This window comes from Achromobacter sp. EB05, from assembly GCF_044232075.1.
In the GTDB taxonomy this organism is placed as follows: Bacteria; Pseudomonadota; Gammaproteobacteria; order Burkholderiales; family Burkholderiaceae_B; genus Achromobacter; species Achromobacter dolens.
Window position 1 is genome coordinate 4,797,823 of record NZ_CP155917.1, and the last position, 23,659, is coordinate 4,821,481.

Sequence of the window (23,659 nt, forward strand, 5' to 3'; positions counted from 1 at the left end):
TGGGGACGGAGGTCGCCCCAGGGGGCGCCGGTGGTGGACCGGCGGGGGCGGATCCGCGCGGCCTGGATTGGGAAGGGCCGGTTGGCATGGGGAGTGGCTTGCTGGTGGGGGATGTGGGGACGGAGGTCGCCCCAGGGGGGCGCCGGTGGTGGACCGGCGGGGCCGGATCCGCGCGGCCTGGATTGGGAGGGGCGCGGTTGGCATGGGGAGTGGCTTGCTGGTGGGGGATGTGGGGGCGGATAGAGAAGGCCCCGCTGGGCGGGGCCTGGTTCCGTTTCCGCATGGCCTCCGCGAAGGGAGAAGGACGGGCGAGGCTATACGCCCAGCTTCTGCATCAGGTACTGGTGCAGGTTGAAGGGTTCGCGGCGGCTGCGGACGCGGACGTAGTCGCCGTCGGCCTGTTGCTGCCAGGCCAGTTGGTTGTCGCGCAGGGCGAACGTGAAGGCTTCGTCGATGACGCGCTTCTTGAGGGCCTTGTCGTAGATCGGGAAGGCGATTTCCACGCGGCGGAAGAAATTGCGGTCCATCCAGTCGGCCGAGGACAGGTACACCGTCTCGGCGCCTTCGGCGTAGAAATAGAACACGCGCGAATGCTCCAGGAAGCGGCCCACGATGGAGCGCACCCGGATGTTCTCGGACAGTCCCGGCACGCCGGCGCGCAGCGCGCAGACGCCGCGCACGATCAGGTCGATCTTCACGCCGGCCTGGCTGGCCTTGTAGAGTTCCTCGATGATCTGCTCTTCCAGCAGCGAGTTCATCTTGGCCATGATGCGCGCGCGCTTGCCCGCCTTGGCGGCGCGAGCCTCGGCGCGGATCAGCGCCACCATGCCTTCATGCATCGTGAACGGCGACTGCATCAGCGACTTGAGCGCGCGCCGCGCGCCCAGGCCGGTCAACTGCGCGAACACCTTGTCCATGTCCTCGCACAGCTTGGGATCGGCGGTCAGCAGGCCGAAATCGGTGTACAGGCGCGCGGTGCGCGGGTGGTAGTTGCCGGTGCCCAGGTGGGCATAGCGGCGCAGGCGGCCCTTTTCGCGCCGCAGCACCACCGCCATCTTGGCGTGGGTCTTGTGCGCCACGACGCCATAGACCACATGCGCCCCCACCTCTTCCAGCTTGGAGGCCCAGTTGATGTTGGTCTGCTCGTCAAAGCGCGCCATCAGTTCCACCACCACCGTCACTTCCTTGCCGGCGCGCGCCGCAGCCAACAGGATCTTCATCAGCTCGGAATCCTCGCCGGTGCGGTAGATGGTCTGCTTGATGGCCATCACGTCCGGATCCAGCGCGGCGGCCGTCAGGAAGTCGATGACCGGCTGGAACGACTGGTACGGGTGGTGCAGCAGGCGGTCCTGCTCGGCCACGGCCTCGAACAGTTCGGCCGGCTTGTCGCCGACGCGGTCGAATGGCGCCGGCACAGGCGCGCGGTAATCGGGGAACAGCAGGTCGGGCCGGTTGGGCGAATTGCACAACTGCATCAGGCGCGACAGGTTCACCGGCCCCGGCACCCGGTAGGTGTCCTCGGCCTTCAGGGAAAATTCGCGCTGCAGGAAGGTTTCCAGCTCGACCGGCGTCAGCTTGTCGATCTCCAGGCGCACCGCGGCGCCGAAGTTGCGCTGCGACAGCTCGCCCTGCAGGGCGTGGCGCAGGTTGGTGACTTCTTCCTCGTCCACGAACAGGTCGCTGTTGCGCGTCACCCGCCACTGGTAGCAGCCCAGCATCTCCAGGCCCGGGAACAGCTCGCCGACGAAGGCGCGCAGCAGCGAGGTCAGCAGGATGTAGCCTTCCGGATGGCCGGACAGCTCTGGCGGCATCTTGATCAGGCGCGGCAGCGCGCGCGGCGCCTGCACCACGGCGATCGAGGCCTGGCGGCCGAAGGCGTCGGCGCCGGACAGCGAGACGATGAAATTCAGGCTCTTGTTGTAGACCCGCGGGAACGGATGCGCCGGGTCCAGCCCGATCGGCGTCAGCAGCGGCATCACGTCGCGGTTGAAGACCTCGCGCGCCCATTCCTGCTGCTCGGCATTCCATTCCGAGGCATGGTGCAGCGCGATACCCTCGGCCTGCAGCGCCGGCAGGATGGCGTCGTTGAGCAGCGCGTACTGGCGCCCCACCAGCTCGTGCACCGCCTGCTGGACGTTCTCGAACGCCTGGTCGGGCGTCATGCCGTCCGGGCCGACCAAGTTCGGCGACTGGCGCTGTTGTTCCTTGAGACTCGAGATCCTGATCTCGAAGAATTCATCAAGATTGGAACTGACGATACAGACGTAGCGCAGCCGTTCGAGCAGGGGCGTGCTCGGATTTTCCGCCATCGCCAGCACGCGTTCGTTGAACTTGAGCAGCGACAACTCGCGATTCAGGAGCAAGGGCTCGGCGGGCGGGCGTGTGGTCATACCGGATTCCATACGTAAGGAGAGCGTGGAGTTTTACTGCAAAATAGTGACGGTTCTATGACACAACGCCAAATGCGTAGCGTACGACAAAACCGGGACGCATGGAGCATGGTCTCCCGGCGCCAACTGCCTGTTCCATAAGCGAAAACCCGCAGCGGAAGGCGCTGTCATATGGGGTCTCTATAATCAGGCCACCTCACAGCCAATATTACGAGCCGCATGGATCAACTTCTGGCCGCCGTGGACCTCGGGTCCAACAGCTTCCGCCTCTCCATCGGACGCATCGTTCAGCAGGACGGTACGCCCCAGATCTACCAGATCGATCGCCTCAAGGAAACCGTCCGGCTCGCCGCCGGGCTGGACGCCGAAAAACGCCTTGGCGACGACGCCATCGAGCGGGCCATCGCGGTCCTGGAACGTTTCGGCGAACGCCTGCGCAGTTTCCATCCCAACCGTGTGCGCGCGGTCGCCACCAACACCTTCCGGGTGGCGCGCAATACCCGCGATTTCCTGCCCCGGGCCGAAGCCGCCCTGGGCTTCCCGATCGAAGTCATCGCCGGCCGCGAAGAGGCCCGCCTGATCTTCTCGGGCGTGGTCCACACCCTGCCGCCCTCGCCCAACAAGCGCCTGGTGATCGACATCGGCGGCGGCTCCACGGAAGTCATCATCGGCAAGGGCCATGAACCCGGCCTGATGTCGTCGCTCTACATGGGCTGCGTCAGCTACAGCCGCCAGTTCTTCTCGGACGGCATCGTCGACGCCCACCAGATGAAGCAGGCCGAGCTGGCCGCGCGGCGCGAGATCGAAGTCATCGCCAAGCAGTACCGCAAGACCGGCTGGAAGGAAGCCTACGGCTCTTCCGGCACCGCCAAGGCGCTGTACGCCATCCTCACCGAAGGCGGCATGTCCGAACGCGGCATCACCCGCGCCGGCCTGAGCAAGCTGAAAGACCGCATCGTGCGCGCCGGCCGCGTCATCCCGTCCGAGCTGCCCGGCATCAAGGTCGAGCGCGCCGACGTGCTGCCCGGCGGGCTGGCCATCATGAGCGCGCTGTTCGACGAACTGGGCATCGATGTCATGCACACCGGCGACGGCGCATTGCGCCTGGGCGTGCTGTACGACCTGCTGGGCCGCGACGACGAGCACGACAAGCGCGACGAGTCGGTGCGCCAGTTCATGAAGCGCTATCACGTCGACATCAACCAGGCGCGCCGCGTGCACCGCGCCGCGCTCAGCCTGTTCGACGCGATGATGCCCGAAGGCGCCGAACGCGCCGAACTGCGCGCCGCCCTGGGCTGGGCCGCCGACCTGCACGAAGTGGGCCTGTCCATCGCCCACAACGCTTACCACAAGCACACCGCCTACGTGCTCGAGAACGCCGACATGCCGGGCTTTTCTCGCGCCGACCAGCAATTGCTGGCGCTGCTGGCGCTGGGCCACCAGGGCAAGCTGAGCAAGCTCGAGCCGCTGGTGCGCAATCGCGCCCAGTGGATGGCCATCCTCAGCCTGCGGCTGGCGGTGCTGCTGTTCCGCCGCCGCGGCGAAATCGACCCGCTGCCCCTGACCGCGTCCATGCGCAACGACTCCATCGTCGTGCGCGTGAACCGCGACTGGCTCGCGCAACACCCGCTCAGCGACTTCACGCTGCGCGCGGAAGAAGCCGAATGGTCGAAAGTGGGCTTCTCGTTCGAACTGCTCGAGTTCTGAGCCGCGTCCAAAACAGCACGGCCCCGGAAGAATCCGGGGCCGTGTGGCGTGGCGGGCATCTGGCGCTAGAACGGCGACAGATCGGTCTCGCGTTCGAGCTGCTTGAGTTCCAGGCGGAATGGCCGCGTTGCCCGCCGAATCAGTCTGATCTTCATGCGGCGGAACAAGCGGCGCATGATCAGCGCTGACCGTTGGCCGTGGGTTGATCCAGGCCGAAATGGCGGCGGTAACGCTCGTCCATGCCGTCCATCTTCAGCAGCACCGGGAAGTCGGCGGCGTTGAAATCCGGGTCCCAGGCGGGTTCGCCGCAGACCGTCGCGCCCAGCTTCAGGTAGCCCTTGATCAGCGGCGGTACGCGCGCCGGCAGCGTGCTGTTGAGTTTTTCCACCGGATAACGATGCAGCGGCGTCACATGCGGCTGCCCTTCTGTCGGCAATTGCTTGGAAATCGTGCGCCACACTTCGGCAGCGGTGACGCCGTCGTCGCGCAGGCTGACGCTGGCGCAGCCCAGCACGTACTGGTAGCCGCCGCGGCGCAGGTATTCCGCCAGGCCCGACCACAACAGCATGATGACCGCGCCGTTGCGGTAGTCGGCGTGAGTGCACGAGCGCCCCACTTCCACCAGCTCGTCGCGGATCGCGCCGAGGCCGGACAGGTCGAATTCGGATTGCGAGTAGTAGCCGCCGGCCTCGCGCGCCTTTTCGGGCGTGAGGATGCGGTAGGTGCCGACGACACGGCCGGTGTCGAGTTCGCGCACCATCAGATGCTCGCAGAAGGGATCGAAACGGTCGTGCTCGATTCCGTCCTGGGCATCGGGGAAGACCGCGCCCATGTCTTCGGTGAAGACGTCGTAGCGCAGGCGCTGGATCTGTTCAATTTCCTCGGCCGTGCGCGCCAGGCCGACCACCAGCACCCGTGCGGCGGGGCCTGTCCACGGTTCGGTAGCGTTACGGCTTGGGTTGATGCGTGCTAGTTCCAGCATTGCGCGAAGCTCCTAGAGAGTCCGGTCAGTTTGGACGCCCTGTATGTCAAAGACTTGACCAATATGTTACGTGACTATGAAGTTTAGTTCGGAGCGCTGCGGCCACAATTCCGCAAAGTTCGACAAAACTTTACAAAACAATACTTATTCCCAACAAACAATGGCCATTCATCGCAAAGCAATGAATGGCCATGTCCGGTCCTGGCGAAGTTGGCTTATCCCAGGCTGGCCGCCAGCTTCTCGGCTGACGTCACTGCCAGGGTTTCGTCCTCGGCCTCCACCATCAGACGCAGCTTGGGCTCGGTGCCCGAGGCGCGGATCAGCACGCGGCCGCGGTCGCCCAGTTCGGCCTCGACGGCCTGGCGCGCGGCGGTCAGGCCCGGATGAGTCTTCCAGTCCTGGCCCGGGGTCAGCGGCACGTTGATCATCTTCTGCGGATACATGCGCAGGTCCTTGATCCATTCGGCCATCGAGGCATGATTGCGGCGTAGCGCGGTCAGCACCTGCAGCGCGGCGATGATGCCGTCGCCGGTGGAGTGGCAATCCAGGCACAGCAGGTGGCCGGAGCTTTCGCCGCCGTAGAGCCAGCCGCGCGCCTGCATCTGTTCCAGCACGTAGCGGTCGCCCACGTTGGCGCGTTCGAAGCCCACATTCAGGCGCTGCAGCGCCCGCTCGAAACCAAAGTTGGTCATGAGCGTGCCGACCACGCCGTCCACCTTGCCGCGCTGCATGCGCTCGCGCAGGATGGCGTACAGCAGTTCGTCGCCGTTGTAGATGCGGCCGTCGCCGTCCACCATCTGCAGGCGGTCGGCGTCGCCGTCCAGCGCGATGCCGAGCTGGGCGCCACGCGCCTTCACTTCCTTGGCCAACTGCTCCGGGTGCAGCGCGCCCACGCCCTTGTTGATGTTGAAGCCATCCGGGTGCACGCCAATCGCGTGCACTTCGGCGCCCAGCTCGCGGAACACGTGCGGCGCGATGTTGTAGGCCGCGCCGTGGGCGGCGTCCACCACGATCGTCATGCCGTTCAGGTCCAGGTCGTTGGGGAACGTGCTCTTGCAGAACTCGATGTAGCGGCCCTGGGAGTCCGACATACGGCGCGCGCGGCCCAACCCTTCGGAGCTGACACAGCCCAGCGGCTCATCCAGGGCGGCCTCGATGGCCGCCTCGATCTCATCCGGCAACTTCATGCCCTGGGCCGAGAAGAATTTGATGCCGTTATCCTGGTAAGGATTGTGCGAGGCGCTGATCACGATGCCCGCGACCAAGCGCAGCGCGCGCGTCAGGTAGGCCACGGCGGGCGTGGGGATCGGGCCGGCCAGCAGCACGTCGATGCCCGCGGCCGACAGCCCGGCCTCGAGCGCCGATTCCAGCATGTAGCCGGAAATGCGCGTGTCCTTGCCGATCACCACCTGCGGGCGGCTGCCGCCGCGCACCGCGTGTTCGCGCGCCAGCACGCGGCCGGCGGCATAACCCAGGCGCAGGGCGAATTCCGCGTTGATCACCGGGCCGCCGACTTCGCCGCGCACACCGTCGGTACCAAAATACTTGCGTTGAGTCATGAAGTGATTGCTCCTTGTTCAGCCGCCTGCCAGACCTTGAGCGCATCCACCGTGGCCGCCACATCGTGCACCCGCACGATCGAGGCGCCACGGGCCACACAGGCCAGGGCGGCGGCAATGCTGCCGGACAGCCGGTCGCCGACCGGCCGGCCGGTGGCCTGGCCGATCATGTTCTTGCGCGACAGGCCGATCAGCAATGGATAACCGCCGCTGCGCAGGCTAGACAGCCGGCGCAGCAATTGGAAGTTCTGGTCGGCGGTCTTGCCGAACCCAAAGCCGGGGTCCAGCACGATGCGTCGGGGATCGATCCAGGCGGCGCGCAGCTTCTGCGCCCGCGCCCCCAGAAAGAGACCGATTTCGCCGATCAGGTCGGAATATTCGGGCGGCGTCGCCTGCATGGTGCGCGGCTCGCCTTTCATGTGCATGACGCACAGACCGCAACGCGACTGCGCCACCGCCTCGATGGCGCCGGGCTGCCGGAAGCCGTAGATGTCGTTGATCATGTCGGCGCCGGCATCCAGCGTGGCGCGCATGACCTCGGGCTTGAAGGTGTCGATCGACAAAGGCACGCCGCAGTCGCGCAGCGCCTCGATCACCGGCAGCAGCCTGTCCAGCTCGTCGGCGACCGCCACCGGCTCGGCGCCGGGTCGCGTCGACTCGCCGCCCAGATCGAGGATCTGCGCGCCTTCGTCGATCAGGCGGCGCGCATGCGCCACCGCGGCGTCGGTATCGTCGTGCTGGCCGCCGTCGGAAAACGAATCCGGCGTGACATTGACGATACCCATGACAAGCGGGCGCTCGAGATCAAACTCGAAGCGCCCGCAAAGGAAGTTATTCGCCATAAATCAGGACGAAAGACCTCAGACCGCGGCTGCCGTGTTACCGCCGGCGGCCAGGCCGGTCGGAGGCGTATCCGACGTATCCGACGGACCTTGCGGCGTCTTCGGGGGACGCGGCGGGCGGCCCTCGATGATGTCGTTGATCTGGTCGGCGTCGATGGTTTCCCATTCGAGCAGCGCGGCGGTCATGGCTTCGACCTTGTCGCGGTTGTCTTCCAGGATCTTGCGCGCAACGCCGTACTGCTCATCGATGATGCGGCGGATCTCGGAGTCCACCTTCTGCATGGTGGCTTCGGACATGTGCGTGGTCTTGGTGACGCTGCGGCCCAGGAACACCTCGCCTTCGTTCTCGGCGTAGACCATCGGACCCAGCTCGTCGGTCATGCCGTAGCGCGTGACGATGTCGCGGGCGATGGCCGTGGCGCGTTCGAAGTCGTTCGAGGCGCCGGTGGTCATCTGGTTCATGAAGATCTCTTCGGCGATACGGCCGCCGAACAACACCGCGATGGTCGACAACAGGCGGCTCTTGTCCATGCTGTAGCGATCGCTTTCCGGCAACTGCATCGTCACGCCCAGCGCGCGGCCGCGCGGAATGATGGTGACCTTGTGGACCGGATCGGTCTTGGGCAGCATGCGGGCGACGATGGCGTGGCCGGATTCGTGGTACGCGGTGTTCTTGCGTTCCTCTTCGGGCATGACGATCGAGCGGCGCTCGGCGCCCATGATGATCTTGTCCTTGGCCTTCTCGAAGTCCGACATATCGACCGTGCGGCCGTTGCGGCGCGCGGCGAACAGCGCGGCTTCGTTGACCAGGTTGGCCAGGTCGGCGCCGGAGAAGCCCGGGCAGCCGCGCGCCAGGATGGTCGCGTCGACGTTGGGCGACAGCGGCACCTTGCGCATGTGGACCTTCAGGATCTGTTCGCGGCCGCGGATGTCCGGCAGCGGCACCACGACCTGGCGGTCGAAGCGGCCCGGACGCAGCAGCGCCGGATCCAGCACGTCGGGACGGTTGGTGGCGGCGATGACGATGACGCCCTGGCCCGACTCGAAGCCGTCCATTTCCACCAGCATCTGGTTCAGCGTCTGTTCGCGTTCGTCGTTGCCGCCGCCCAGGCCGGCGCCGCGCTGGCGACCGACGGCGTCGATTTCGTCGATGAAGATGATGCAGGGCGCGTGCTTCTTGGCGTTCTCGAACATGTCGCGCACGCGGGCCGCGCCCACGCCGACGAACATTTCAACGAAGTCCGAACCGGAGATGCTGAAGAACGGCACCTTGGCTTCGCCGGCGATGGCCTTGGCCAACAGCGTCTTGCCGGTACCGGGCGAGCCGACCATCAGCACGCCGCGCGGAATACGACCGCCCAGCTTCTGGAACTTGCTGGGATCGCGCAGGAAATCGACCAGTTCCTGGACGTCTTCCTTGGCTTCATCGCAGCCGGCGACGTCGGCGAAGGTGATCTGGTTGGTGTTCTCGTCGAGCATGCGGGCGCGCGACTTGCCGAAGCTGAACGCGCCGCCCCTGCCGCCGCCCTGCATCTGGCGCATGAAGAACACCCACACGCCGATCAGCAGCAGCATGGGGAACCAGGACACGAAGATGCTCATCAGCAGCGACTGCTCTTCGCGCGGCTTGCCCGAAACCTGCACGCCATACTTGAGCAGGTCGGAAACCATCCAGAGGTCGCCCGGCGAGGTCAGCGTGTAGGGGCGGCCCGCGTCCGGCGTGACGTAGAGCACGTCGCCGCCAGGGCCGCCCTGCACGTCCACCTTGCGGATACGGCCCGCCTTGGCGTCGTCCATGAACTGCGTGTAGGTCACGCCGTCCTGGGTCTGCGCGCGTCCGTCGAACTGCTTGAAGACCGTGAATAGCACCAGGGCTATCACCATCCAGACGGCGACTTTCGAAAATGAATTATTCAAGGTCGATCTCCTGCTTTCGATTCCGACCGGCGACCGCGCACCCGCATATGGCACAGTCACAAGTATGTCAATAGCCCATTCTACCCTGTCGGACCGGGTTGCGTCCTGGGAAGGGGCGGGGCCGCTAAGTTACGTCTGATTCGTGATTTTGCTGGTCTTTGTCTCGGCAGGCCGGCCGTCGTCGGACCGGTGGGTTCTTGTGACACCGGGGCACGTGCCCCGGCGCGGGTTATTTCAGATCGCGCGCAACCAGAAAGGTTTCGGAGGACTTGTCCCGCGATGCCTTCGGCTTGCGCTCGACCACCCGCTTGAAGTGCTGTTTGTAGGACTCCACGATCTGCGAAAAGCCGGTTCCGTGGAATGCCTTGACGATCAGCGCCCCGTTGGGCTTGAGATGGGCGAGGGAAAACTCCATCGCCAGCTCGCACACGTGCTGGATGCGCGCGGCGTCGGCGATACCCACGCCTGACAAGTTGGGGGCCATGTCGGAGATTACAAGATCCACCGCGCGCGATCCGACCATGTCTTCCAGTTGTTTCAAAATGTCATCCTCGCGGAAGTCGCCCTGGATGAATTCGACGCCCGCCACGGGCTCCATGGGCAGCATGTCCAGGGCGATGATGCGCCCGTCCACCACGCCGCCCGGGCCCGCCAGGCGCTCGCGCGCCACCTGCGACCAACTGCCGGGGGCCGAGCCCAGGTCGACGACCAGGTCGCCACGCCGCAGCAGCTTCTCGGTGTCGAGAATCTCGATCAGCTTGAAGGCGGCGCGGGCCCGGTAGCCCTTCTGTTGCGCCATCTTCACATAGGGATCGTTGATGTGCTGGTGAATCCAGTCTTTGGAGAATTTATTCTTGGCCATTACCGTACAATTCCACGCATGCCTATATTAGAACTTACCTCTCGTGAGCGCAGCGACCTTCGGTCCGCCGCTCACCCTCTGCGCCCCGTCGTCCTGATCGGCGACAACGGCCTGACCGAAGCCGTGCTCAAGGAAATCGACCTGGCACTCACTTCCCACGGCCTGATCAAGGTCCGGGCCGGCGGCGACGATCGCGAGGCCCGCGAGGCCATGCTGTCGACCATCTGCGACACCCTGTCCTGCGCCCCGGTGCACCACCTGGGCAAGACCCTGATCCTGTTCCGCCCGCTGGCCGGCAACATCAAACCGCCCGTGCTGGCCGCCCTCGAGCCGGAACGTCCCGCCAAGCGCCGCGCCTCCGAGCCGCATACGCCCAAGAAGCTCGCCGCCGAAGGCAAGACCCTGGCCAAGCGTCCGCGCCGCTCCGAAACCGAAGAGCCCAAGCCGAAGACGCGCTTCGTGCCGCAGGACCAGCTCAACAAGAACGGCAAGCCGATGCGTCCCAGCAACAAGAAGACCGCCTCCGGCAGCCACGGCATCCCGCGCCGCGCCGGCAGCGCGCTGAGCCTGCGCGCCGGGGCACGCAGCGGCACCAGCCGCAAGTCGTCGCCCAAAAGGTAATCCGGGCAGTTCCGCCGGGCACAAAAACGGGCGCTTTACGCGCCCGATCCACCATAGCGTTCCGCAGTGTTGCCGTGCCGGATACCCGGTGCGGGCTATGGTGCTTTGCTGATTTTACCGCTCAGAGCCAGCGTCAGATGTAACGCACGCTCAATACTTCATACTCGCGAACACCGGCCGGGGCCTTGACCTCGACCACGTCGCCTTCGCTCTTGCCGATCAGCGCGCGGGCCACGGGGCTCGACACGGAGATCAGGTTCGACTTGATGTCGGCTTCAACGTCGCCGACGATCTGGTACGTCACACGATCGCCCGAATCCAGGTCCTCGATGTCGACGGTGGCACCGAACACGGCGCGACCTTCGGCCTCGAGCGAAGTCGGGTCGATCAGGTGGGCATTGGAAAGCGTGCCCTCAAGCTCGGCGATCCGGCCCTCGATGAAACCCTGGCGCTCGCGAGCCGCATCGTACTCGGCGTTCTCCGACAGATCGCCCTGCGCGCGCGCTTCGGCGATAGCGTTGATGACGGCGGGACGTTCCACGGTTTTCAGCCGCTGGAGCTCTTCTTGCAAGCGCTCGGCCCCGCGCACGGTCAAAGGAATGGCAGACATGTCGTTTCCCAAACAAAAGTAGAAAACGCCCCCGACGGAGCGTTCTCGGTGTGAAGGTCTTGGACCTGACGCATGGGGCGCCGTCGGAAGCGGACTCGTGACGGGCATCGCCAGGAACGGAACGGCCAGGGGCGGGCAAAGCTGAACCCGATGGATCCCCTTGCGCCCGCTCGGGCCGGCCCGCCGGACGAATGCGGCAAGCTGCGACCAAAACAAAACCCCGGCTCGGGTCGGAACCGGGGCAATCAAGGTCATATTGTGGTCAAAGTCCGCCGGAATTGCAAGCCACCGGAGAAACCGGCTTTTTCGGCGCATTTCGCCGCCGTAACCCGCTAAAACCCGTCGTTTCCCGGATCGGCGCCGGCGTTGCACAAAAGATACTCAACAGTAAGGACAAACCCGACCACGGCGAGGTTTATGTAAAAACGCGATGTGGTGCTCAATAAAAAAGGTATAACCGACAAACTGGCCCATTAATAACAATTAAATACATGCCGGTATTAGCCGGCATTTTCCTGTTTCAAGCGAAGGGATACGCGAGCCGCCCGTGTTGGCCACGCGTAAAGCGATTGATTGTGCGTGTTGCAGGTTGGGCGGACGCATCGCAGTCATCCGGCGCGACGTTCGCCCCTCTGCCGCAGCGCCGGTGGGCACGGTATCCACGCCTGCGGTGGAGCGCGTTCAAGAACGGGAGCTCCCATGCTGGAAAAATTGAAAGTCCGTACGGGCATGATGCTGGTGTTGGCCTGCTTTGTGATTACCCTGGCGCTGGCTTGCGGCTTGAGCTGGATGAACGCCGAAAACAGCATGCACGAAATCGAGGACCTGAATAATGTGGCCGTGCATCAGGTCGATCCGCTCTATGAATCCAATGCCGCGCTACTGCGCGCCCGGCTGTCGCTGGGCACGGGCATCGCCGACCTGCAGTCCGGCGCCAACGACCAGGCGGCCAGCGCGCAAGCCGCCGCCGCCGAACAGCTCAAACTCGCGCGCGAGCGCTTCGACCGCTACATGGCGGTGCCCAAGAGCGAGCGCGGCCAGGAGCTGGCGCGGGTCCTGCAGGGCCGCTTCAACGCCTACGCCGCCGCGCTGGGCGAACTGGACGCGGCGCTCAAGGAGCGCTCGGTCGCGCGCTACCAGCAGAACGAAGCGCGGGTGCGCCAGGCTGACGCCGACTTCGCCAAGGACATGCAGGTGTTCCTGGCGCGGGTTCAGGAACGCAGCGATAGCGTGCTGGAAAGGTCGCAGAGCACCTATTCGACCGCCCGCATCTCGGCCATCGCCCTGCTGTCGGTGGCGCTGCTGCTGGCGGTGCTGTGCTGGGCCTTCATCCGCCGCGGCGTGCTACTGCCGCTGCAGGACGCCGGCCGGCATTTCGACCGGATCGCCGCCGGCGACCTGACCCAGCGGGTCGACGCCCGCTCCAACAATGAGATCGGCACGCTGTTTTCCGCGGTGCGGCGCATGCAGGACGGCTTGACCCGCACGGTGACCACGGTGCGTCAGGGGGTCGAGGAGATCAATGTCGGCGCGGCCGAGATCGCCGCCGGCAATGCCAATCTGTCGACCCGCACCGAGCAGCAGGCAGCCGCGCTTGAAGAGACCGCCTCGACGATGGAAGAGCTGGCCGCCACCGTCAAGCAGAATGCCGACAACGCCGCCCAGGCCAACCAACTGGCGGCGGTGAGCATGGAGGTGGCGCAGCGTGGCGGCCAGACGGTCGGCCAGGTGGTGGCCACCATGCAGGGCATTTCCGAGAGTTCGCGGCGCATCGCCGACATCGTATCGGTGATCGACGGCATTGCCTTCCAGACCAATATCCTGGCGCTGAATGCCGCCGTGGAGGCGGCCCGTGCCGGGGAACAGGGCAAGGGTTTCGCCGTGGTGGCGGGCGAGGTGCGCACCCTGGCGCAGCGCGCGGCGCAGGCGGCCAAGGAGATCAAGGTCCTGATCGAGACCTCGGTCGATACGGTCGCGGCCGGCTCATCGCAGGTCGCGGCCGCCGGCCAGACCATGGACGAAATCGTGACCTCGGTGCAGCGCGTGGCCGACATCATGGGTGAGATCTCGGCGGCCTCGGCGCAACAGGCCGGCGGCATCGACCAGGTCAGCCTGGCGGTCTCGCAGATGGACGAGGTGACGCAGCAGAACGCCGCGCTGGTGGAGCAGGCCTCGGCGGCCGCGTCGGCGATGGAGGATCAGGCCCGGCGCCTGGCGGAGGCGACCGCGGTCTTCAAGACCCAGTCGGGCCAGGTGATCGAGGCGGCCCCGGTGCAGGTGGGCGGCCGGACGCCGGCGTCGCGGCTGTCGCGTTCCTGAGCGGCGCCGGCCTGTCGCGCCCGGCCAGCGGAGCTGCCGCCTCGCGGCCGGCCGCCGCGGGCCGGGCGCGGCGCCCATGGGACGGGCGCCAGGCAGGGCAACCGCCCCGCCCTATTTCTTGCGGCGCAGCAACGCGTACAGGATGATGGCGCCGAAGGTCGCGGTGCCGATGCCGCCCAACGTGAAGTTGCCCAGCTTGACGGTGAAGTCGCCCGCGCCCAGCACCAGCGTGACCGCGGCCACGATCAGGTTGCGGTTGTCGCTGAAGTCGACCTGATTGACCACCCAGATGCGGGCCCCGGCAATGGCGATCAGGCCGAAGACCACCACCGACATGCCGCCCAGCACGGGCGCGGGAATGGTCTGGATCAGGGCGCCGAACTTGGGCGAGAAGCCCAGCACAATGGCGATCAGCGCGGCGATCACGAACACCAGCGTCGAATAGATGCGGGTCACCGCCATCACGCCGATGTTTTCGGCGTAGGTGGTGACGCCGGTGCCGCCGACGGCGCCCGAGACCATGGTGGCCACGCCGTCGCCGACGAAGGCGCGGCCCAGGTAGCGGTCCAGGTCCTGGCCGGTCATGGCGCTGACCGCTTTGACGTGGCCCAGGTTCTCGGCGACCAGGATGATGGCCACCGGCACGATCAGGCCCATGGCCTCCGCCTTGAACACGGGCGCGGCGAAGTGCGGCAGCCCGAACCAGGCGGCGGCCGACACGGCCGAGAAGTCGATCGGCTTGCCCAGGCCCATGCCGTTGGCGAAGATCGCGTAGACCACGCAGGCCAGGATCAGGCCGACCAGGATCAGCAGGCGCTGCACCATGCCCTTGGTGTAGACCGCAATGCCGCCCACGCACAGGATGGTGACGATTGCCATGGCGCTGTCGAAGCCCGAGGCGCCCATGGCCCCCTTGGCGGCGATAGGCGCCAGGTTCAGGCCGATCACCGCGACCACCGCGCCCGTCACCACCGGCGGCATCAGGGTGTCGATCCAGTTGGCGCCGCCGCCGGCGCGGCCGTTGGCGATCCAGACGAGAACGCCGATCAGCGTGTAGGCCAGGCCGCAGGCGATGATGGCGCCCAGCGCCACGCCGATGTTGGCGTTGGCCCCGCCGCCGGCATAGCCGGTAACCGCGATGACGCCGCCGATGAAGGCAAAGCTGGAACCCAGGTAACTGGGGACCCGGCCGCCCACGAACAGGAAGAAGATCAGGGTGCCGATGCCCGACATCAGGATGGCGACGTTGGGATCGAAGCCCATCAGCAGCGGCGCCAGCACGGTGGAGCCGAACATCGCCACCACGTGTTGCGCCCCCATGGCCACGTTCTTGGGCCAGGACAGCCGTTCGTCGGGCGCGATGATGACGCCGGGCTCGGCGTCGTCCGCCAGGCGCCAGCGCGGAAAATAGGAATTGGACATGGAATCCCCGGGAGTGATTGGTGTGAGCGGGCGCCAGTGTAAAGGGGGCCGGGAACGGGCGGCAACTTAAGTTCCCCGCCGCAATGCCGTATTAGTGGAAACCCCAGTCAATTCCCTCCCAGGAGATCTCCATGGCCATCGATTCCATCAGCGGCACCTCGCGCATCGGCAGCATGGCCGACCTGTGGGCGCAGAAGATCCAGGCCAACAAGGAAGCCAAGGATGCCAAGGCCGGCGATCCGGGCGTCAGCGTCACGCCAGACGGCAAGATCCGCGTCAACAACGCCGGCGCGATGAAGGTGGGCCAGGCCGAGGAAACCGAATCGTCCGAAAACGACGATCATTACACCCGGCAGATCAAGGAACTGCAGCGCCAGCTCAAGCGCGTCATGGAGCAAATCGAACGCGTGCGCGACAGCAACGCGTCGGCGGAGCAGAAGGCCACGCAAATGCAGGCCCTGAACGGGCAGGCGCTGCAGATCATGAACCAGATCCAGCAGGTGATGAACGAAAAGATCAAGGCGATGACCAAGGCCAACGGCGGCGTGTCGGCCACGGCCTAGGCGGCCGCCCCAGGCCCGCGCGCTCGCGCGGGTTCTCCCGAATGCCCGCCACACTGATGGCGCGCATCAAAATTTGTGATTGGACTGGCGGCGCATGCAACCGCTAAGGTCTCCGGACAAATCGAAAAACCACGGAGACAAACCATGCATGCAATGCGCACAGCCCTTGCAGGGGCGCTGCTGGCCGCCTGCGCCGCCCCCGCCCTGGCGGGCACCGTCACGGTGATCACGTCGTTCCCGAAAGATTTGACCCAGGCCTACAAGACCGCGTTCGAGAAGGCCAACCCCGGCATCACGCTGGAGATCCTCAACAAGAACACCGTGTCCGGCATTGCCTACGTGCGCGAGACGCCGGCCGGCCAGCGCCCGGAAGTGTTCTGGGCCAGCGCCCCGGACGCCTTCGAGGTGCTGGGCCGCGACAAGCTGCTGGCCAAGTCCTCGGACGTCGCCAACAAGGACGTGCCGGACAAGATCGGCAACTACCCCATCAACGACCCGGGCGGCATGTACCTGGGCCAGGCGCTGGCCGGCTACGGCATCGTCTACAACACGCGCTACATCGCGGCGCACAAGATCCCCGCCCCGGTCGAATGGAAGGACCTGCTGGCGCCGCACTGGTTCGGCCACGTCGGCATCACCTCGCCGTCGCGCTCGGGCACCATGCACCTGACGGTCGAGACCATCCTGCAGGGCGAAGGCTGGGACGACGGCTGGAACACGCTGCTGCGCATGTCGGGCAACAGCAGCGCCGTGACCGAGCGCTCGTTCGGCGTGCCGGACGGCGTCAACAACGGCCAGTTCGGCGCGGGGCCGGTGATCGACTTCTTCGGCCTGTCGAGCAAGTACTCGAAGTTCCCGGTGGAATTCGTCTATCCCTCCGAGACCGCCATCGTGCCGGCCAACATCGCGCTGATCGACGGCGCCAAGAACACCGAGGAAGGCAAGAAGTTCATCGCCTTCACGCTCAGCCAGGCGGGCCAGGAACTGCTGCTGGAACCGAAGATCTCGCGCCTGCCGGTGCTGCCGTATTCGGCGCTGGGCGGCAAGGTGCCGCAGGGTTATCCGGATCCCGCCGAGATCGCGCGCCGCAGCAAGGTGCAGTTCAACGCCGACCTGTCGCAGACGCGTTACTACGTGGTGCAGTCGCTGTACGACCAGACCGTCACGTTCCGCCTGAAGGAACTGCAGGCGGCGACCAAGGCGATCTACGACGCCGAGGCCAAGCTCGGCGACAAGGGCAAGAGCGGCAAGCCGGCCGAACTGCTGGCGCAGGCCCGCAAGCTGGCCTGGGCGCCGCTGGTGGACGGCAAGCAGGCCGCCGATCCCGAGTTCCTGAAGATCTTCAGCGGCAACAAGAAAGACGCCGCGGTCAACCAGCAGATCACCAAGCTGGAAGGCGAATGGAACGGCACGGCCAAGAGCAATTACGAGCAGGCCGTGAAGCTGGCGCGGGAAGCCGCGGCGCTCTGAGCCCGGCTCGCGCCGGACGGGGGGCTCGCCCCGTCCGGCCGCCGCCCCGCCGCGGGCGGCCTGTCTTGAACCATTACGGGAATCTCGATGAATCTTCCGGGCCATTCACGCCTGCCCGCCGGCCCCGTGCTGGCCGCGCTCCTGGTGCTGGGTTTCCTGGCGCTGTTCCTGGCCGTGCCGGTCGGCACGGTGTTCTACAGCGCCTTCGTCAACGCCGACGGCGGCTTCACCATCGGCCACTTCGGCGCGTTCTTCAACCAGCCGCTGATGCTGGAGGCGTTCTTCAACAGCCTCTACGTGGCGGGCTGGTCAGCGCTGCTGGCCTCGCTGATCGCGGTGCCGCTGGCGTACTTCACGGTGCGCTTCGATTTCCGCGGCGCGCTCATCATCCAGACGCTGGGGGTGCTGCCGCTGATCATGCCGCCCTTCGTCGGCGCGGTGGCGATGCAGCTCATCTTCGGCCGCTCGGGCAGCGTCAACCTGCTGCTGAACGACTGGTTCGGCTTCACCATCCCGTTCATGGAAGGCCTGAACGGCGTCATCTTCGTCGAGGCGCTGCACTACTTCCCGTTCATCCTGATGAACCTGGTGGTGGCGCTGCGCAACATCGACGGCGCCATGGAGGAAGCGGCCTTCAACCTGGGCGCGCGCGGCTTCCGGCTGTTTCGCCGCGTGATCTTCCCGCTGGCGCTGCCGGGCTACGTGGCCGGCACCTCGCTGGTGTTCGTGAAGGTGTTCGACGACCTGGGCACGCCGCTGGTGCTGGGCACCACCAACATGCTGGCGCCGCAGGCCTATCTGCGCATCACGCAGGTGGGGCTGGAGGATCCGCTGGGCTACGTCATCAGCGTCATCATGATCGCCTTCTCGATCCTGGCGCTGTGGCTGTCGGCGCGCGTGCTCAAGGGCCGCGACTACTCCACGCTGCAAAAGGGCGGCAACTCGATCCAGAAGCGCAAGCTGCGCCCGGCCGAAAGCGTGCTGGCCTATGGCTGGATCATCCTGGTGCTGCTGCTGGTGCTGTCGCCGCACATGGGGGTGCTGCTGCTGTCGCTGGCGAGCGTCTGGAGCTTCGCGCCGCTGCCGGACGGCTACACGCTGGCGCACTACAGCGCGGTGTTCAGCGAATCGCAGGGCATGATCGCCAACACCCTGCTCTATTGCGGCCTGGCGGCGGGCGTGGACGTGATCCTGGGCACCGCCATCGCCTACCTGATGCTGCGCACCCGGCTGCCGGCGCGCCAGTGGCTGGACTTCCTGGCGTCGGCGGCGCTGGCGATCCCGGGCATCGTGCTGGCGATCGGGCTGCTGCGCACGTTCCGCGGCGTGGAGATCCCGGGCACCGGCACGCTGCTGACCTCGTCGTGGATCATCATCATGATCGCGTACTCGGTGCGGCGGCTGCCCTACGCCTTGCGGTCGTGCGTGGCCGCGCTGCAGCAGATCAACGTATCGCTGGAGGAAGCGGCGCAATCGCTGGGCGCGACGCGCCTGCGCACCATCCGGCGCGTGGTGGTGCCATTGATGGCCGGGGGCATGCTGGCCGGCTTCGTGACCAGCTTCGTGACGGCGGCGGTGGAGCTGTCGGCCACCATCATGCTGGTCACCAAGGACAGCCAGGCGCCGATGAGCTATGGCATCTATCTGTACATGCAGAGCGCCGCGGGCCGGGGTCCGGGCGCCGCGCTGGGCGTGCTGGCGGTGGCCGCGGTCGCCATCGGCACCTATGTCTCGCACTTGCTGGTGGAACGCGCCCAGGCGCGCCAGCGCCCGGCGCGTCACGACGAGACGGCCTGAATCAAGGGGAATCGACATGAAGAAAGTCAGCGTTGAATGCCGCAACATCCGGCTGTCGTATGGCAAGACGGAAGTGCTCAAGGACGTCAACATCCACATCGAACCGGGCGAGTTCTTCGCCCTGCTGGGGCCGTCGGGTTCGGGCAAGTCCACCCTGCTGCGCCTGATCGCGGGCTTCAACCGGCAGGACGCCGGCCAGTTGCTGGTGGATGGCAAGGACATCAGCGCCATCCCGCCATGGGACCGCAACATCGGCATGGTGTTCCAGAACTACGCGCTGTGGCCGCACATGACCGTGTGGGACAACGTGGCGTTCGGGCTGGTCGAGCGCAAGCTGCCGCGCGAGCAGATCCGCACCAAGGTCGAGGCCGCGCTGGAGCTGGTGGGGCTGTCGCAGTACGCACGCCGCCGCCCCAACCAACTGTCCGGCGGACAGCAGCAGCGCGTGGCGCTGGCGCGCACCATCGTGATCGAACCGCAGGTGCTGCTGCTGGACGAACCGCTGTCGAACCTGGACAAGAAGCTGCGCGTGCAGATGCGGCAGGACCTGCTGAGCCTGCAGCGGCGGCTGGGCATCACCACCATCTTCGTCACCCACGACCAGGAAGAAGCCATGACCACCGCCGACCGCATGGCGGTGCTGGACCATGGCGTGGTGCAGCAGATCGGCGCCCCCAGCACGCTGTTCGATTATCCGGTGAACCGCTTCGTGGCCAACTTCGTCGGCACCATGAACGTGCTGGAGGGCGAGGTGCGCGAGCGCACCAGCGGCAGCGTGGTGCTGGCGGTGGAAGGCGTGGGCGACCTGCACCTGCCGCTGGCGGCCGAAGCGCCCGCGGCGCAGCGGCTGGCGGCCAGCTTCCGGCCGCACACGGTGCAGATCGAAATGGCCGACGGGCTGGGCGACGCGCGCTACGTGTGGCTGCCGGGCGTGGTGGAAAGCAGCGAGTTCCTGGGCGAGTTCACCCGCTACCAGGTACAGATCGGCGAACAGCGCCTGACGGCCGACCAGTCGCACCTGGCGGGGCTGTCGCCGTTCCCGGTGGGCGCGCCGGTGTCGATCGGGTTGGAGCCGACGCAAGTACGGCTGCTTGCCGCCTGAGCCCGCTTCCCCTACAAAGGCGGCATGGAAATCTATCAGATCCGCGCCTTCGTCACGGTTGCCCGCCTGGGCAACCTGACGCGGGCCGCCGAAGCGCTATCGCTGACCCAGCCCGCCGTCACCGCGCAGATCAAGGCGCTGGAACAGAGCCTGGGCGTGGCGCTGTTCGACCGCAGCGGCGGGCGGCTGGCGCTGGCCAAGGCCGGCGAGATGCTGCTGCCCACCGCCGAATCGCTGCTGGTGCTGGGCGCGCAGTTCAAGTCCGAGGCGCAGCAACTGCAAGGCAGCCTGCAGGGCGTGGTGGAACTGGGCCTGCCCAGCGAGAAGCCCGACTTCCTGCGGCTGGGCGAGCTGGCGGCGGCCATCACGCAGCGGCTGCCGCTGATCGAACTGAAGACGCAGATCCAGCCCACCGCCGTGCTGGCCGAGCAGGTCAGCACCGGCCGGCTGCCGGCGGCGTTGACCATCGCCGCGCACCCGCCGCGCGGCGTGCTGTGGCTACCGCTGCGCAGCGTGCGGTACCGCATCGCGCTGCCGACCGAACACGCCGCCGTGCTCAAGCGCGGCGGCTGGCGCGAGGTGGCGCAATTGCCGTGGCTGGACGGTCCCGCCGGCAGCCACACCCACCTGCTGTTGCGCGACATGTTCGAGCGCCACGGCCTGTCGCCGCGCATCGCCATGCAGAATGACGATCAGGCCAATCTGGAGGCGCTGGTGCGGGCCGGCGCCGGTTGCGCGCTGCTGCGCGAGGAAACCGCGCTGGCCGGCGCGGCCTCGGGCGACTTCATGGTGTGGGGCCAGGCGCGGGCCGACGCCACCCTCGGCTTCATCCTGCCCTACGAACGCGCTAGCGAGCCCGCGCTGGTCGCGTTAAGCTCGGTGATTCAAGCCATCTGGAAGCCGCGCGCGCCCGTCGCGCCCGAGCCGCTCTGAGCCGGGTCGGTCCGCCACCCGCGCCCTTCCCCACCGTATCGACACCGCAATGACTGAAATCTGGTTCATCCGCCACGGCGAAACCGACTGGAACCGCCAGCGCCGCCTGCAGGGCTGGCAAGACATCCCCCTGAACGAGTTCGGCCGCAACCAGGCCGGCCTGCTGGCCTCGCGCCTGCGCGAAGACGCGCGCAGCACGCCGATCGACGCCATCTACAGCAGCGACCTGCAGCGCGCCCACGCCACCGCCACGCCGGTGTCGGAACAACTGGACCTGCGCGTGCGGATCGAGCCCGGCATCCGCGAGCGCGGCTTTGGCGTGCTCGAAGGGCTGGACCTGGACCGCATCGACGTGCTGGCGCCGGAAGCGGCAGCCGCCTGGCGCAGCCGCGACCCGCTGCGCCCGCTGGACGGCGGCGAGACGCTGGGCCAGTTCCAGTCGCGCGTCATCTCCACGGTGGATGACGTGGCCAGCCGCCATGACGGCGAACGCATCCTGATGTTCACCCACGGCGGCGTGCTGGACATCATCTGGCGCCATGCCAGCGGCGTGCCGTTGAACGCGCCGCGCGACGCGGCATTGCTGAACGTCAGCATCAACCGGGTCGGCGTGCGCGGCCGGCAGTGGGAAGTGCTGGATTGGGGCGACGTGGGCCACGTGGACACTGAAGTCGGCGACGACGTCGTGCCGTGACGGCCTGCGCCAGGGTGTCGTCCTGACGCCCTGGCCGCTGACGCCCTGGCCGCTGTCGCCCTGCGGCTCAGCCGGCTTTGTCCGCCTTGCGCGGCTTGCGCGGCGCGTTGCGCGCCAGCCGGTCGTAGACCGCGTTGGGCAGCAGGCGCATCAGTTTCGCCACCACGCCCATCTGCCAGGGAATCACCGTGTACGTGGTGCCGCGCCCAATCGCCGCCTGGGCGCGCTGCGCGAACTTGTCGGCGTCCATCAGGAACGGCATCTTGTACGGATTGTGGGCCGTCATCGCGGTCTTGATGTAGCCCGGCGCGATGGTGACGACGCGGATGCCGTCTCCCCATAGCTCCAACCGCAGGCTCTCGCAGTAGGTCACTACCGCCGACTTGGAGGCGCTGTAGGCGCCCGCCCCGGGCAAACCGCGCACGCCGGCGACACTGGCGATGCCGACCAGCCGGCCGCCACCGGCGGCTCGCATCGGCTCGACGAACGGCTCGAAGGTCGCCACGGTCGCCAGCAGGTTGGTGTCGACGATGGCCTTGAAGACCTCGTAGTCTTCGTGATGGCCGGTCAACGTGCCGGCGCTGATGCCGGCGCTGGCGATGACCACATCCACCCGCCCCTGGCAGAACGCAATGAAATCCTGCGCCGCCGCGTGCAGCGCCTGACGGTCGCGCACGTCCACCGCGTAGCAGCGATGCTGGCCCGGCAGGCTGGCGGCCAGCTCCCGCAACGCGTCCTCGCGCCGGCCCAGCAGGCCGAGCGTGGCGCCGCTGGCGGCATAGCGCTGCGCCAACGCGCGGCCCAGGCCGCTGCTGGCGCCGGTGATGAATACTCTGTCCATGGAGGCTCGCCCCGGGTCGGATGAAAAAAGGCGGAGCCTCTCGCAAGAGAGGCCCCGCCCGCTATGCTACAGGAAGGTCGGCGCGAGTCTTACAGGAAGATCAGCGCGAAGATCGCCGCCACCAGCGCCCACTTGGACAGGTAGTACAGCGGCTTGCTCTTCTTCTTGAGCGCCTTGCCGAAGCGGCGCACCGCATACACCGCGCCGAAGATGCGATTGATGCCGCCGGTGGCGTCGCCTTCCTGGTTGGGCGCGGCCGCCGCGCGCAACAGGAAGCCGCCGACCACGCGGTTGAACGCCTGGGCCCAGCGGTAACGCATGGGGCGCTCGACGTCCGCGAACAGGATGATCCGGTTCTGGTCGGTCTTGTTTTCGGCGTAATGGATGAAGGTCTCGTCGAACACCACCGCCTCGCCGTCGCGCCAGTAGTATTCCTGGCCGTCGACGTTGATGTAGCAGTCGGGGCTGTTCGGCGTGATCAGACCCATGTGGAAACGCAGCGAACCGGCGTACGGATCACGATGGCGCGGCAGGCGGCTTCCCGGGGGCAGCGAAGCGAACATCGCGGCCTTGATGGTCGGGATGCCCGCCAGCAGCTTGGTCGTGACCGGACAGAGGGCCTCGGCCGACGGATGGTCGGCGTCATACCACTTCAGGTAGAAGCGCTTCCAGCCCGTCTTGAAGAACGAGTTGAAGCCCGCATCGTTGTACTTGTCCGACGCCTTGATGTGGCCGTCGCCATAAAGGTTGACGGCCTCGGCGCGGATTTCCTCGCAGCGGTCCAGCAAGACCTTCAGTTCCGGGAACTGGTCCAGGTCGAGATAGGGCTTGTTGGGCACGCTGGAGAACGCGTACATGAAACAGTTCAGCGGCGCCGTGAAGGTGGAGTGATCCAATGCCTGCCGCGAGAACCGGTGTCGTACGCGGCCACGGTAGTGGACTACCGTGGCGCATACGATGAATAACGCCAGAATGAACCACTTCATTCTTTTGTCCTCAATTCACTTGCGGCGCGCCCTCTGCGCGCC

19 protein-coding genes are annotated in these 23,659 nt (G+C 66.6%); 9 read left to right on the top strand and 10 right to left on the bottom strand.

Annotated elements, in window-relative coordinates; all coding sequences use genetic code 11:
• Positions 1 to 314 precede the first annotated feature (314 nt).
• Positions 315 to 2,390, bottom strand: a complete 2,076-nt coding sequence (gene ppk1 / locus AAID08_RS21855) for a polyphosphate kinase 1 (RefSeq protein WP_054501109.1) — start codon at positions 2,388 to 2,390, stop codon at positions 315 to 317.
• Between the two features lie 219 nt (positions 2,391 to 2,609).
• On the opposite strand from ppk1, the gene ppx reads away from it, so the two are divergent.
• Positions 2,610 to 4,097: an exopolyphosphatase gene (gene ppx / locus AAID08_RS21860; RefSeq protein ID WP_064524067.1), complete on the top strand. Its 1,488-nt coding sequence runs from the start codon at positions 2,610 to 2,612 to the stop codon at positions 4,095 to 4,097.
• A 178-nt stretch (positions 4,098 to 4,275) separates the two neighbouring features.
• Here ppx and AAID08_RS21865 read toward each other — a convergent pair whose 3' ends face one another.
• From AAID08_RS21865 to AAID08_RS21885, 5 genes are all read right to left on the bottom strand, one after another.
• Positions 4,276 to 5,079, bottom strand: coding sequence for a GNAT family N-acetyltransferase (locus AAID08_RS21865; RefSeq protein WP_054501107.1), 804 nt, complete (start codon positions 5,077 to 5,079; stop codon positions 4,276 to 4,278).
• Positions 5,080 to 5,294: 215 nt separating this feature from the next.
• Positions 5,295 to 6,638, bottom strand: coding sequence for a phosphoglucosamine mutase (glmM, locus tag AAID08_RS21870; RefSeq protein ID WP_054501106.1), 1,344 nt, complete (start codon positions 6,636 to 6,638; stop codon positions 5,295 to 5,297).
• A complete protein-coding gene (gene folP, locus AAID08_RS21875; protein ID WP_054501105.1) occupies positions 6,635 to 7,480 on the bottom strand; it encodes a dihydropteroate synthase in 846 nt (281 codons plus the stop codon). Before folP ends, glmM begins: the two co-directional genes overlap by 4 nt.
• Before the next feature lie 18 nt (positions 7,481 to 7,498).
• Positions 7,499 to 9,397, bottom strand: a complete 1,899-nt coding sequence (ftsH, locus tag AAID08_RS21880; protein WP_054501104.1) for an ATP-dependent zinc metalloprotease FtsH — start codon at positions 9,395 to 9,397, stop codon at positions 7,499 to 7,501.
• Between the two features lie 229 nt (positions 9,398 to 9,626).
• Positions 9,627 to 10,259, bottom strand: coding sequence for an RlmE family RNA methyltransferase (locus AAID08_RS21885; protein WP_006385473.1), 633 nt, complete (start codon positions 10,257 to 10,259; stop codon positions 9,627 to 9,629).
• An 18-nt stretch (positions 10,260 to 10,277) separates the two neighbouring features.
• Here AAID08_RS21885 and AAID08_RS21890 point away from each other — a divergent pair, with 18 nt between their 5' ends.
• Positions 10,278 to 10,880: a YhbY family RNA-binding protein gene (locus AAID08_RS21890; RefSeq protein WP_049075379.1), complete on the top strand. Its 603-nt coding sequence runs from the start codon at positions 10,278 to 10,280 to the stop codon at positions 10,878 to 10,880.
• A gap of 133 nt (positions 10,881 to 11,013) precedes the next feature.
• On the opposite strand, the gene greA is transcribed toward AAID08_RS21890, so the two are convergent.
• Positions 11,014 to 11,490: a transcription elongation factor GreA gene (greA, locus tag AAID08_RS21895; RefSeq protein WP_006385475.1), complete on the bottom strand. Its 477-nt coding sequence runs from the start codon at positions 11,488 to 11,490 to the stop codon at positions 11,014 to 11,016.
• Positions 11,491 to 12,189: 699 nt separating this feature from the next.
• Here greA and AAID08_RS21900 point away from each other — a divergent pair.
• Positions 12,190 to 13,809 carry a methyl-accepting chemotaxis protein gene (locus AAID08_RS21900; RefSeq protein ID WP_054501103.1) on the top strand — a complete coding sequence of 540 codons (1,620 nt, stop codon included), beginning with the start codon at positions 12,190 to 12,192 and terminating at the stop codon, positions 13,807 to 13,809.
• Positions 13,810 to 13,920: 111 nt separating this feature from the next.
• On the opposite strand, the gene AAID08_RS21905 is transcribed toward AAID08_RS21900, so the two are convergent.
• Positions 13,921 to 15,231, bottom strand: a complete 1,311-nt coding sequence (locus tag AAID08_RS21905; RefSeq protein ID WP_054501102.1) for a solute carrier family 23 protein — start codon at positions 15,229 to 15,231, stop codon at positions 13,921 to 13,923.
• A gap of 131 nt (positions 15,232 to 15,362) precedes the next feature.
• Between AAID08_RS21905 and AAID08_RS21910 the strand changes: the two genes are divergently transcribed.
• From AAID08_RS21910 to AAID08_RS21935, 6 genes are all read left to right on the top strand, one after another.
• Positions 15,363 to 15,794 carry a FlxA-like family protein gene (locus tag AAID08_RS21910; protein WP_116792844.1) on the top strand — a complete coding sequence of 144 codons (432 nt, stop codon included), beginning with the start codon at positions 15,363 to 15,365 and terminating at the stop codon, positions 15,792 to 15,794.
• Between the two features lie 144 nt (positions 15,795 to 15,938).
• Complete coding sequence (locus AAID08_RS21915) at positions 15,939 to 17,264, top strand: ABC transporter substrate-binding protein (RefSeq protein WP_049075384.1); 1,326 nt, start codon at positions 15,939 to 15,941, stop codon at positions 17,262 to 17,264.
• 87 nt (positions 17,265 to 17,351) lie between these two features.
• Entirely contained in the window at positions 17,352 to 19,061 is a 1,710-nt protein-coding gene (locus AAID08_RS21920; protein WP_054501100.1) for an iron ABC transporter permease, read from the top strand.
• Positions 19,062 to 19,077: 16 nt separating this feature from the next.
• A complete protein-coding gene (locus AAID08_RS21925; RefSeq protein ID WP_313657805.1) occupies positions 19,078 to 20,163 on the top strand; it encodes an ABC transporter ATP-binding protein in 1,086 nt (361 codons plus the stop codon).
• A 24-nt stretch (positions 20,164 to 20,187) separates the two neighbouring features.
• A complete protein-coding gene (locus AAID08_RS21930; protein ID WP_006385483.1) occupies positions 20,188 to 21,096 on the top strand; it encodes a LysR family transcriptional regulator in 909 nt (302 codons plus the stop codon).
• Between the two features lie 49 nt (positions 21,097 to 21,145).
• Positions 21,146 to 21,790 (top strand): histidine phosphatase family protein, encoded by a 645-nt coding sequence (locus AAID08_RS21935; RefSeq protein ID WP_116792846.1) that lies wholly within the window; start codon positions 21,146 to 21,148, stop codon positions 21,788 to 21,790.
• A 67-nt stretch (positions 21,791 to 21,857) separates the two neighbouring features.
• On the opposite strand, the gene AAID08_RS21940 is transcribed toward AAID08_RS21935, so the two are convergent.
• Entirely contained in the window at positions 21,858 to 22,631 is a 774-nt protein-coding gene (locus AAID08_RS21940) for an SDR family oxidoreductase (protein ID WP_144655299.1), read from the bottom strand.
• 89 nt (positions 22,632 to 22,720) lie between these two features.
• A complete protein-coding gene (gene lpxO / locus AAID08_RS21945; protein WP_144655300.1) occupies positions 22,721 to 23,617 on the bottom strand; it encodes a lipid A hydroxylase LpxO in 897 nt (298 codons plus the stop codon).
• Between the last annotated feature and the right edge of the window lie 42 nt (positions 23,618 to 23,659).